The organism is Mucilaginibacter sp. P5_A6 (assembly GCF_056400585.1).
The window spans coordinates 15,951-29,117 of record NZ_JBFUKZ010000039.1 but is presented as its reverse complement, the minus strand read 5'-3'; the positions used below and the strand labels follow the sequence as shown (position 1 = coordinate 29,117).

Below are 13,167 nucleotides of genomic sequence, written 5' to 3'. Positions count from 1 at the left end.
TGCATGTATTAGGCCTGCCGCTAGCGTTCATCCTGAGCCAGGATCAAACTCTCCATTGTAAAATGTGTGTTTAACCACTGACCCTATTATTAATAATAGAATCTGTATAATTATGTATCTTTATACAGTATCTAAACTCTTTGTTATCATAACTCATCCGCCTTTTGCTTCCTGCTTTACGCATTCCGCTTTCAGCTTCTGTGTTACTCTACATGATTTTCTATTTCTTAAAAGAACTTTTTCGCCTCCCCATCACGGTTCCGCTATATAATCTTTACAAGTTGCCTTGTCTGATTTGTCATTTTTGTAAGCCCGAGAATCGCTCTCAAACCCCTTTTGATTACTCGTTAACCAAGGCTAACTTTCTTCCCTCTTTTCTTATCGCCTGATTTGCTCAGACTCAACTTCTTTCGCTCTCTCAAGCACCCTTCCGTTTGGGTCTGCAAAGGTAGAAACCTTTTCCATCTTTCCAAAACTTATTTTTTTTATTTTTTCTTTCGAAATCCTAAGTTTTGAACCGCTCTACTACCCTTTTCTCTATCCCCGTTGCGGGGTGCAAAAGTAGCAAACTTTTTGACTTTCCGAAAATTTATCTGAAGTTTTTTTGAGTTTCTTTTTTCTCTGCCTTTTCCGCTTATCCTGCTTCCAAAAAACCCGCTTCAGTAACCTTTCTAAGAACAATCCCGCTTCCTTATTTGCGGGCTGCAAAGGTAGCCACTTTTTACACTCCTGCAAACCTATTCTCACTTTTTACTAACGCCTGTGTATAAGATGTTAATTACCAGAGCGAAAAATTTAAAAAATTCAAATTAAGTTGTAGGAAAACTATAAGCCGAAGGCAGCCTTCGGCCGAAATTGTTTTCAAGGCGATGACGAATTTCACGCCGAGACACTAAAAATTTTAAAAAACCTTTAGACTAAATTTAATAAAGCAAGCTCAAACTATATACATTATATACAAATGTTAGAAAATCATTGTTGATGAGACGCATTCACGACCCACAATTCCATTAAAGTTAATAGCTGGCATGAAATTGGTTTACCTGTAAGTATGAAAATAGTACACATTAATATCAATCAACCTCTTAAAAGTGTCAGAAATACTATTTTTGACCTCATTACAAAAAAGGCTGTTACACTAAAAGCTATTCATACCCGCTTAACAGACAATAACCGGGATAAAATCCCTCAATTTACAGGCTTTATTGCCTAATCACTATTAATACACTATCTATCTATGGAAAAAGCTTCTTTTTAGTGTAGTTTTTTACAGACAGAAACTTAGCCGATGATAATTTCCATCAGTCCAGAAAAAAAAAGCATAGCGAGGTTTAAAATACGCTGGAGATAATAAAACCAGGCATATCACTTCCATCCACCACCCAAAGCACGATAAAGATTCACTACTGCCTGTAATTCCTGTAATCTGTCATTAACTCCACTTAGTTGGGCAGATAGCAGGTTTTGCTCCGATGTTAATACATCTGTATAATTAGTAGCCGAACTATACCTTAACAGCTCCTGGGTATAATCAACGGCCCTTTGCAGGGCTATGATCTGCTTACTGCGCGCATCCTGTTTTTCTAAAGCCGTTTGCTGTGCATATAGCGCATTTGAAACTTCCTGTCCTGCAACAAGCAGCGTTTTTTGAAAACTATTTAAGGCCTCCTGTTGCTGGGCTTGTGCAGTACGCAGTCGCGCTTTATTTAGTCCCTGGTTAAAAATGGGCTGTGTTAAACCTGCTGCTATATTATAGAATATAGAATTGACAAAAAAGTCTTTTAACTGCAATGTGGATAAACCTCCCGAAGCAGTTATGGTAAATGATGGATAAAAATAAGCTTTGGCAACATTGGTATTTTCAAAAGCTGCCCTAAAGGAATATTCGCTTTGCTGTACATCGGGGCGGTTGTTAAGCAGTTGAGTTGGAATACCAGACTGTAACTCGCTTACCATTTTTTGGTTTGCCAAGCTACCGCGATTAATGGGGCCGGGCGGCCTTGAAAGCAATATATCCAAAGCGTTCTCGGTTTCGCGAATACTGCGTTTCAAATCCGGAATGGATACTTCCGCTGCATAACGATTAGCCTCACTTTGTACCACAGCAGCGCCGGTTACTACCGCCCCTGCTTTTAATTCCTTCATGGTTTCCACATCCTTTATCCTGTTTTTCAGGGTTTCAAGAGTGATCTCCAGTTGTTTATCCAAGGCCAATAGTGTAAAATAATTATTTGCTATATCTGCAATTAATTGAGTTTGTACAGCTCTTTTGGCTGCATCAGTTTGCAAAAAATTAGCAAGGGCTACCCGTTTGGTACTGCTTAATTTACCCCAAACATCGGCTTCCCATGAGGATGTTAAACCAGCCTGGTAATTGGTAGTTAAAGTATTGATGCTTACCCCGGCAGGATAATTTAAGCCGGCCGAAGATTGCTTAGACCTGGTTACGCCTACATTACCGCTTAAGGATGGATAAAATGCAGCCTTACTTTGCTGTAATGTTGCCTGTGCCTCTACGATTCTCTGGACGGCCGTTTTAAGATCGAGGTTATTGTTCAGCCCTTCCTGTATCAGTGATCTTAATATGGTATCAGCAAACAGGCTCTGCCATGGCATTGCTGCCATTGTTGTTGTATCATTTAATTGCTGATCGCGATAAAGTCCGTTTGTACTCACAGTTGGGCGGTTGTAAGTTTTGGTGATTTTACAGGAGGATAGCGCACCGAATAACAGCGTAAAAAGTAATATATATTTAAAACTGAATTTGTTCATGTTACACCTTTTAATGAATTAGTTAGCAGGAGTTATTACTGCTTCATCATTTTCATCATCCTCATCGTATTTTCGTTTACCGCTTACTTTTTCCTGCAGGTGCTGAAATATGATGAACAATACCGGGATCACAAATACCCCAAACACTGTACCTATAAACATCCCTCCTACAGCACCTGTACCTATCGATCTGTTGCCGTTAGCCCCGGCCCCTGTTGAAACCATTAAAGGCATTATACCAAAAATGAAGGCAAAGGAGGTCATCAGGATCGGTCGTAAACGGGCTTCAGCGCCAGCAATGGCAGCAGGTACCAGATCCATGCCCGCCCTACGCCTGTCTAAAGCGAACTCTACAATCAGGATTGCATTTTTAGCCAGCAATCCAATGAGCATAATGAGCGAGATCTGCAGATAAATGTTACTCCCTACACCAAAGATCCGGGCAAACAGGTAAGTGCCTGCTAAACCTACCGGTAACGAAAGCAACACAGCGAACGGCAGTAAGTAACTTTCATATTGGGCGCTCAACAAAAAATATACAAACACCAGGCAAAGGATAAATATATAGGCTGATTGTGTCCCCGTGCTCAATTCCTCGCGGGTAAGACCAGAGAACTCAAAATCGTAACCAGCCGGTAAGGTTTGCTGCGCTACCTCTTTTATTGCCTTGATAGCATCGCCGGTACTATAACCGGGATTAGGTGAGCCGGAAACAGATATAGCCGTAAACAGGTTAAACCTTGAAATCGACTCCGGACCGAACACTCTTTTCAAAGTTATAAATGAAGTGATAGGCGCCATGGTACCAGCGCTGTTACGCACAAATATTTTACTTAAACCTATTTCATTGGCCCGGTAATCATAATCGGCCTGTACCATTACACGGTATTGCTTACCAAATTGGTTAAAATTTGACGCATATAAGCCGCCATAATATCCCTGCAGCGTATTTAATACCGAATTTACCGTTACACCAGCCTCTTTACATTTAGCCACATTTACATCCACCTGGAATTGTGGAAAGTTGGGGTTAAAGGATGAATTTAAACTTTGTATCTCCTTCCGTTTTTTAAGAACCGCCTGGAAGTTGTTACTCACTCTAAACAATTCATCAATCGAATGACCTCCTTTATCCTGCAATTGAAATTCAAAACCATCACTGTTACCAAAACCTTGTAAGGTTGGCGGCGAAAAATAAAAAACGTTGGCTTCCCTTAAACCACTGGTTTTGGCTGATAGCTGACCAATAATACTTTGCAGGCTTTGACTTTTATCTTTACGTTCGTCCCAGCCTTTCAGCTTCATGATCACCATGGCGTATGCACTTCCAGATCCTGCAATAAAGTTAAAGCCCACCAATTTAAGCGTGTTTACAACCGCCGGGAAGGTGTGACCGATGCTATCAATCTTACTGGCAACCGCCTCGGTACGTTCCATTGATGAAGCGGGCGGTAAGCTGATAGCCGCAAAAACTGTCCCCTGGTCTTCATTAGGTACAAAGCTTGATGGCGTTGTTTTAACCAAATATATCAGCACCGCCGAAAAAACAGCCACTGCAGCAAGGGCTATCCATTTTCTATGAGCTAAAAAGTTCACTGATTTTTTATACTTACCTGTTACGGCATCAAAAGAAGCATTGAACACCACATAAAAATGATTGAGAAAACCATGCTTTTTTGTTCCCTTTTCATGGGGTTTTAAAAACAGGGCACACAAAGCGGGACTCAATGTTAAAGCGTTTACTGCCGAAAGTAGAATAGCAACTGCCAGCGTAATACCAAACTGCTTATAGAATACCCCTGTTGACCCTGAAATAAATGTTACCGGTAAAAATACAGCCGACATAACCAATGTGATGGAAACTATGGCTCCTGAGATCTCGTTCATTGCATCAATAGATGCTTTCCGGGCCGATTTATAGCCCAGATCCAGCTTGGCATGCACAGCCTCAACCACCACAATAGCATCATCTACCACAATACCAATTGCCAACACCAACGCAAATAGCGTAAGCAAATTAATGGTAAAACCAAAAAGGTTGAGGAAAAAGAAAGTCCCCACAATGGCCACCGGAACTGCAATGGCAGGGATCAGTGTAGACCTGAAATCCTGCAGAAATACAAATACCACAATAAATACCAGTATAAATGCTTCAATCAAAGTACTTATCACCTTCTCAATCGAAGCATCGAGGAAATTATTGGCATCAACCAGGTAAGTGATCTTCATTCCTTTAGGGAACTTTTCGGCAGCAGCTTCCAGTATCTTTTTAGATTCATTGATCACGTCGCGGGCATTTGAGCCGGCGGTTTGGCTAATAGCCACACCTACCGATGGCAAGCTGTTGGTTTGAATATCAAAAGAATAATCAAGTGACCCCAATTCAACACGCGCCACATCATTTAAGCGCAATAACTGACCATTACCCACCGATTTAATAATGATATTACCAAACTCTGCAGCTGTTTTAAGCCGCCCTTTGTACCTTATAACGTACTGGAATGATTGGTTGCTATTTTCTCCAAACTTACCGGGTGCAGCCTCAATATTCTGTTCATTAAGTGCGTCGGTAATATCATCAGGAATAAGATTATACCTCGACATTACATCGGGTTTTAGCCATATCCGCATCGAATAATCCCGGGATCCAAAAACATTGGCATTACCCACACCCGTTACGCGTTGTATTTGCGGCACCAGGTTTATCTTGGCATAATTTTGCAAAAATGTCTCGTCGTAAGTTTTATTTTCGCTGTATAACGAAAAGATGATAAGGTTACTGCTCTGGCTTTTTGCAACCGTAACACCAGACTGTGTTACTACCAGCGGCAGCAAACTTGTAGCCCTTGATACCCGGTTCTGCACGTTTACAGCAGCGAGATCCGGGTTAGTACCAACCTTAAAATAAACTGTGATAGATGCCGAACCATCATTACTGGCAGATGAAGTCATGTAGGTCATGTTCTCTACCCCGTTGATCTGTTCTTCCATCGGGATAATAACACTTTTAAGTACTACATCGGCATTGGCGCCACTATAATAAGCCTCCACCTGCACCGTAGGTGGGGCAATATCAGGATATTGTGAAATGGGCAGATTAATGAGTCCTAAAATACCCAGTATCAACAGCAATACAGAAATAACGGTTGATAGTACAGGGCGTTCTATAAATTTTTTAAGCATAATATTGCTTTAGTGATGATTGACAAGGTAGAAATATGTATTATTTAAGATTGCCGTAAACCGAAGCAGCATTAACTTCATTTGGTTTAATAACGGTACCATCCTGTAAGTTACCCGAGCTTTCCAGTATAATTTTGTCGCCGGCTTTAAGTCCGTCAGTAATTACATAAAACTTATCGGCAGTGTTATCCATCACATTAATAGCCACATTTTTTATCTTATGCTGATCATCTACAACGTACACAAAACGTTTATCCTGCAGCTCATAAGTGGCGCTTTGCGGAACCAGCAATGCTGAATTAACCACCTTTGGAATCCGCACCACCGCGCTGCTACCACTACGGATCAGGCCGCGCGGGTTCGCAAAATCGGCGCGTACATTAGCGGCACCGGTAGCGGTGTTGATCAAACCGTTTACGGTTTCAACCTTACCAAAATGCTCATAAGTAGTACCATCCGGCAATATCAGCGCTACGGCCGGCAGCTTACTCAATTTGGTCTTAAAAGATGTGTTGCTTGTACTATCCCTGCTAAAATCAAGCAATTGCTTTTCGTTTAAGGCAAAGTAGGCGTAAATATTTGATGTATTGTAAACAGTAGTAAGCGGATCTGTTGTGCTGCTGGTTACCAGGCTACCCAGTTTATAAGGTAAGGAGCCAATAACTCCGTTTACCGGGCTGGTGATAGTGGTGTATCCCAAATTCACTTTAGCATTTACCAAAGCAGCTTTGGCCTGAGCCAGCGCCGCTGCTTTTGATTGCTGCGTATATTCGGCCGATTCCAATTCATAATGGCTGATAATATCCTTCTCAACCAGTGGTTTCACTTTATTTACCTGCATCCTGGCCAGGCTCAGGTCGGCCTCGGCAGTTTTAATACCGGCTTCGGCAGTACGCACCTCCTGCTCATATTGCGGCGCATTTATTCTAAACAGCAATTGACCTTTGGTTACAACAGAGCCTTCATCCACATAGATTTTCTCCACATAACCATCAACTTTGGGCCTGATCTCGATATTTTGCTGCCCCTGTATACTTGCTGGATAATCAACATTTAAAGTTGCCGAACGGGGTTGCAATTGCATTACTTTGTAATCCAAAACCTGCGGAGCCTGGTTTGCGGCAGCCTGTTTATTTATATCGCCACAGGACGAAAAGATTGCAGCAAAAATTACCGCCATTAAAAGTCCCTGAACAATTATTAAGCGTTTTGAATTATATTTTTTAGAAGACAGGATAAAAAGCATCATTATTAGTTAAATCATCAGCAATACCGGGCACAGCATAGCAGCCGCTAAATTCGGATATAATTTTTATATAGATGTTTAAGTAGGTGTTATTGTTACACCCGATGGAAAATTTTATGCTTTTAAATTAAAGACAAATTAAAATTACCCCATCCAACAAAGCCCGTGCAACAGCTTGGATCGATCATGTATATTGGATTTATAATAGCTTGCAAGGCTCCATATCTACGTGTTATTATGTCAAAAGCGGGAGAGAATTATCAAGATTTAACCTATATTTCTTTCAAAAAATATTAAATTTATACACTATTATACACCAATTACCTTATCCTGTAAAAGGTACACCAAAAAGATAATGAGAAGATTTTTTTTACTTGCATTTTTATTTTTCACGCTCGGTGTTAAATCGCAAATTTTAACTCCGCGGCAACAATACCCCGGCTTGTTTGAGGCTGTACAATTATCAAATATATTCCCGGATAATAAAACTTTTGTGGATGCTGTGCCCAGGCAAGATCCCACATTGATCATGAAAGCATATCATGACCAAAAAGACAAGCCGGGATTTGACCTGAAGGCATTTGTGTTGGCAAACTTTGATATGCCTATCTCCCATAATGCTTTCCAAACCGATATTGAAACTGGGATCCGTAAGCATATTGACACCTTGTGGCAGGTTTTACAGCGGCGGCCAGATGAAGCAAAACCAAACTCATCAACATTGGCGCTGCCTAACCCATATATAGTTCCCGGCGGGCGTTTCAGGGAGATCTATTACTGGGACTCCTATTTTACCATGCTGGGGCTACAGGAAAGTCACCAGGTTAAAGTGATCCACAATATGGTGGAGAACTTCGCTTATCTTATTGATAAATATGGCTTTATCCCCAACGGCAACCGCAGCTATTACCTTACCCGCTCGCAGCCACCATTTTTTGCCATGATGGTAAACCTGCTGGCCAAAAACGAAGGCAAACAGGTATTAAACCAATTTAGGCCGCAGCTTATAAAGGAATACAATTACTGGATGCTGGGATCTGCCAATTTAAAAGCAAACACTGCTACCCACAGGGCAGCAAGGATGCGCGGCGGCGAACTCATGAACCGTTACTGGGACGAAAGCGACCAGCCCCGCGAAGAATCATACGTAAAAGATGTAGATGCCGCCAAAGAAACCAAAGAACCACTGCCTCAATTCTATCACAATATAAGAGCGGCAGCGGCTTCCGGGTGGGATTTTAGTACCCGCTGGTTTGACGCATCGGGCAAGTTGGCCACTATACAAACAACTGATCTTATTCCTGTTGATTTGAATTGTTTGATCTATAACCTCGAACTTACCATTGCTCACTGCTATCAGCAAAGCGGTAATTTAAAACTATCCAGGTTATACCAGGCAAAAGCTGATAAAAGGAAAAACGCGATATTAAAATACTGCTGGAACCCAAAAACCGGCTGGTTTGATGATTATAACCTGCGGCTAAAGCAGTTATCAACTGTACCTACCCTTGCAGCCGAATTCCCGCTGGAATTTAAAATTGCTACAAAGGAACAAGCAAGACTTGTAGCCGAAGGATTAAAAAACAATTTCCTGAAACCGGGCGGACTGGTTACTACGCTTAATTTTTCGGGCCAGCAATGGGATGCACCCAACGGCTGGGCACCTTTACAATACATGGCCATTGATGGTTTAGAAAATTACCATTACAACGCACTGGCAAAAGAAATTGCTACCCGTTGGTTAAGGCTAAACATCCGTGTGTTTAAACAAACCGGCAAACTGTTGGAGAAATATAACGTGGTTGATACAAAATTAACAGCCGGCGGCGGCGAGTACCCCCTACAGGATGGCTTTGGCTGGACCAACGGGGTATTGCTCCATCTTATGAACCGTTACCATTTTGACCCGGCGCAGGAATCAAAGGGATTGCCAGAGAATCAGAATTGAACTTCGCATCAAAAACTTCTGTGGCTTAATAGTCCTGAATTGCAAAATTCGGCGACGAGTTATGAGAAGAATAATAGCTGCCATAAACCAGATTTAGGAAGTTTTAAAACTTCCTAAATATTTATAAATTTAAAAAAAACTCTTACCTAATTGTATAGTTCTGCTTGCTTACCCCAACACCGGTAATTTTTAATGACTTCCAGTTGGATGGCAGTTTGCTTTTAACCTGTACAATACCGGTCGGTGTGATATCCAAGCCGCCGAAACCCATTAGTAAACTTTGAATGATACCACCTGCACCTGTGGCAAAATATGGGTTTGTACCTCCCTTAGTCTCCGCAATAACCCTAAATGGCGGATTAAGGTTTGGCTCATAAGCATCCTTAAAAAAATGGTAAGCTTTATCGCCATTACCTATACGTGCATATAGTAAAGCAAAAACAGCTTGCGTCATAGCCGGCGTTCCTTCGTTCGGTACGCGGGTTTCATAATATTCCAGGTCCTTTTTTATTTGGGCAGGATCTGTTATTGTTTTAAGCGGATAGGCCAGCAGATTTACATCGGCTTGTTTTATGCCTTCGCCGTTATAGCTGGCATGCTCGCGGGTTACGCCATTATCCAGTTTAAGGATCGGGATATTCTGAGCAACTACCTGCCAGTCGGCATCAGCTTTCTCGCCTAATATTTTAGCAGCCGCAGTCGCGTTTTGCAGGTTGGCCTTTGCAGCGGCATTGGTAAAAGCATTGTTATCAATGTTTTCGGCCCACTCGTCAGCAGCTACCACATTTTTAATGTCATACCGGCCCGGGCCATTGCGTTCCACCCTGCTTGCCCAAAAATCGGCAGTTGCAGATAGTATGGGCCAACCTTTTTCACGCAGCCATTGTTTATCCTGCGTTACACAATAATAATTCCATGCAGCCAGGGCAACGTCGGCAGTTATATGGTGCTCAAACGGCCCGCTCAATGCCCAAACCGGTGTTTCCTCTACCCCGCTATCAGCACTTTCCCACGGAAACATAGCCCCTTTGAAACCATGCGAAAACGCATTTTTACGGGCAGCATCCAGTCGTTCAAACCTATATTCAACCATTGATTTAGCAATTTCGGGGTGTAGTACCAGCATGGCAGGGTACATCCAAATGTCGCTATCCCAAAAAACGTGACCGTTATAACCCAGACCCGAAAGCCCCATTGGTGAAGGTGAATAAGCTGCACCCGCACGTGAGAATGAGTACAGGTGATAAAGCATACTATGCACATCCTGCTGTGCCTGGGCATCGCCCTCAATTTGAATATCACTGGCCCACAAATCGTCCCAGGCTTTGTTATGAAATTTTATAAGGCGGTCGCGGCCCTCCAGTTTGGCAAAAATTGTAAGGCGCTCGGCCTCGTTCAAGGGATCGGCATGGTGGACAGATGTTATTGATGAACCTGTAACGGCATATTTATAAGTTTCGCCCGCGGCAACAGCTTTGTTGAATTTCATCAGGTGCATGTTATTATCCCACATTTCGTGAATAATGCGGGGTTCCTGCCCATGCGGTTCATTAAACAAAAACGAGGTGGAAGCGCATAGCTGCATTTTACCCGTTGGGCTTTTTGCAGTTGATGTTAAAAGACTGATGGTAACATGCGGCCGATCAATTTCATTGTAATAGTTCTGTACCTCTTTCAACGCGTCGGGCGCTTCCATCACGCTCGCCGATGTAATATTGATTGCCTTTTTGGCCGTTACCGATACATCCATCAAAACAGTGAATGGCAGCTGGCGCAGGGAATAATAAGTATATTTTATAGTAGCCTTATCACCGTAATCAAATGTGGTGGTAAACGCGGCATGCTGCATATCCAGCTCCTGTTTAAAATTACTGATGTTTTTTGCGTCGATACGTTTACCATCAATCTCAAGGTACATGTTAAGCAGGTTAAAGCTGTTTAAAAAATTGCTAACCCGGCCACGGCCATAAAGATCATAAGCACCGGCTAATACCACATTTTTCACCTTAAAAGGCTCGGGTGCCGATACAATACCGATCATCCCATTGGCTACAGTGATCCCGTAATAGTTGGCCGGGTCTATTTTTTCGGCCTTAACTGTCCATGGATCAATAGTTTGAGCGTTTACTATAAATGGAGTACATAAGGTTAGCAATAAAAACCATTTTGATAGTCTTTTCATATAAAATGCGGTTTAGTAATAAATAAATGGGCCGTCATTGAGTATTAAGATCCCGAGACTCTGAAGGAGAGAATGAAGGTGGGTATATGATTTAGGTACGTATAAAAGCATTATTGATTAAAGTTTAAACAGCTTTCAATTAATTGATCTCTAACTATTTAATTTCCAGCTGAAGCTTTTTCGCCACCAGCTGCCCTATTTCTGCGCCTTGCTTATTGCCTATTATGCAGGCATTTTTAAAGTGGATACCACCGTAAACCCTGGACATTGCGGCCGATTTTGCTGCCTCTCTAAAAGATTTAAAAGATAAAGGGGCAATCCCAAATTCCATTTCGGATGAATCTGTATAGGCAAAATTATCACCAAACCTGCTGGTAAGCACTTCGGCAGCAGCTGATGATATTACCGCGTGCCCGCTGCTGTATTCAGGAAATGGCGGTGTTTGGATGTATGGGCGCCAGTCGGCATTAATGTATTTGATGATCACCGTTTCGGGTCTTACGTAGTTTGACCGGTACTTTAAATACCAGCAATTGATAAAGCCATCAAACAAAGCAATGGCTGTTTCGGCGTATACACTTACGGTGGTATTAAAATCAAGGTTTTTGGCCCTTGTTACCGTACCGGTAATATTCATCCAGTGGCCTCCCGGCGAAAACTTTTTAGTGGCAAACATAGCGTGCCCCACTACATTGAGCTTAAAGGCATTATCATCCCAAAAATCGGCCTCGTGTTTTTGCTCTTTGGTAAGGCTGTCAACCGTTTGTTTTACCTCAACAGCCTGCAGGTAAAATTTACTGTTCTTGTTTTTTATATCGAACACCGGCGGATCTGGCGGTATAAATTGAGCGGTGGAATCAAGTATCATGGGCCGTATCTCGCCCCAATGCGCCTCTAAAGCCTGCGCATACATGGGTGGTGTCGGGATCCAGCGGCCATCCTGCTGTTTTACAGTATATTTACTTGCCGACCGGGTTTTTAAATAGTTATCGCCCTTGCTCCACTTCATAATAAATTTAGCTACTTTATTAGCATAATTTACCGATCCCTCAAACAAATCATCGGGCATGCCGGCGTCTTTGGCCTTTTGTTTTAGGCCATCAACATACTGATCCATACTTCCCTCCGGAAACGTTACCGCATTACCCACATAGCAAAATGCCAATAAGGATGCAAACTGGTAATCAACAGTAGTATCTTTTGATGGTAACGGTGTTGGCGACAGGTGTTTTATTTGTCCCGATAACGACCTGAAATGTTTGGGGTCGCCTGCGGCGATAACCTGGTAGGCAGCTATGTTGGCATATACATAATTACGTGAAGCAGTAACCGGCGGAAAGTTATTTTCCAATACAATATCATTCAGTTTTTTTACTGTAACGCGGTACAATTCAGGATCATGCAAAACTTTTTGATAGTCGGGATTTTTACAGGAGGCGAATAAAAACAACATTCCTGCAATACAAAATAGAAAGAGTCTCATAATTTTAAACATAGGTTAAAAGCAAACGGAATATCGGGGCAAAATCCGCTGGTTTTTATATTGGATCAACAGCCAATATAGGCTTTTTTACGATATCCATCAGCATATAAATTTTTGTTTTTTGACATAGGGTCCACGAAGCTATTGCTGCTCTGAAGCAGGGGCTACAGTAGAGTAATATTCAATAAGTTGAGCTCCGCTGGAGCTCTAAAATCACATTTATATTTTTTTCTACAAAGCTGCTGCTCCTCTGGAGCAGGAGAAGACATTATTCATAAAAATTCTACAAAGCTGCTGCTCCTCCGGAGCACGAACGCAGTATTATTCATAAAAATTCCACTTGTTTACATACA

7 protein-coding genes are annotated in these 13,167 nt (G+C 42.1%); 2 read left to right on the top strand and 5 right to left on the bottom strand.

Annotation, left to right across the window (positions count from 1 at the left end):
• Positions 1-1,051 precede the first annotated feature (1,051 nt).
• Positions 1,052-1,213 carry a hypothetical protein gene (locus AC1DO4_RS26515; protein ID WP_477420778.1) on the top strand — a complete coding sequence of 54 codons (162 nt, stop codon included), beginning with the start codon at positions 1,052-1,054 and terminating at the stop codon, positions 1,211-1,213.
• Between the two features lie 152 nt (positions 1,214-1,365).
• Here AC1DO4_RS26515 and AC1DO4_RS26510 read toward each other — a convergent pair whose 3' ends face one another.
• From AC1DO4_RS26510 to AC1DO4_RS26500, 3 genes are read right to left on the bottom strand one after another with little or no spacing between them, the layout of a single operon-like run.
• Entirely contained in the window at positions 1,366-2,772 is a 1,407-nt protein-coding gene (locus AC1DO4_RS26510) for an efflux transporter outer membrane subunit (RefSeq protein ID WP_477420777.1), read from the bottom strand.
• 18 nt (positions 2,773-2,790) lie between these two features.
• Positions 2,791-5,955, bottom strand: a complete 3,165-nt coding sequence (locus AC1DO4_RS26505) for an efflux RND transporter permease subunit (RefSeq protein WP_477420776.1) — start codon at positions 5,953-5,955, stop codon at positions 2,791-2,793.
• Positions 5,956-5,995: 40 nt separating this feature from the next.
• Positions 5,996-7,204: an efflux RND transporter periplasmic adaptor subunit gene (locus AC1DO4_RS26500; RefSeq protein WP_477420775.1), complete on the bottom strand. Its 1,209-nt coding sequence runs from the start codon at positions 7,202-7,204 to the stop codon at positions 5,996-5,998.
• 352 nt (positions 7,205-7,556) lie between these two features.
• Here AC1DO4_RS26500 and treA point away from each other — a divergent pair, with 352 nt between their 5' ends.
• Positions 7,557-9,149, top strand: a complete 1,593-nt coding sequence (treA, locus tag AC1DO4_RS26495; RefSeq protein WP_477420774.1) for an alpha,alpha-trehalase TreA — start codon at positions 7,557-7,559, stop codon at positions 9,147-9,149.
• A 142-nt stretch (positions 9,150-9,291) separates the two neighbouring features.
• Here treA and AC1DO4_RS26490 read toward each other — a convergent pair whose 3' ends face one another.
• Together AC1DO4_RS26490 and AC1DO4_RS26485 are read right to left on the bottom strand one after the other, a co-directional pair.
• Positions 9,292-11,331, bottom strand: coding sequence for a glycosyl hydrolase family 95 catalytic domain-containing protein (locus AC1DO4_RS26490; RefSeq protein ID WP_477420773.1), 2,040 nt, complete (start codon positions 11,329-11,331; stop codon positions 9,292-9,294).
• Positions 11,332-11,485: 154 nt separating this feature from the next.
• Positions 11,486-12,814: a vanadium-dependent haloperoxidase gene (locus tag AC1DO4_RS26485; protein WP_477420772.1), complete on the bottom strand. Its 1,329-nt coding sequence runs from the start codon at positions 12,812-12,814 to the stop codon at positions 11,486-11,488.
• Positions 12,815-13,167: the final 353 nt, after the last annotated feature.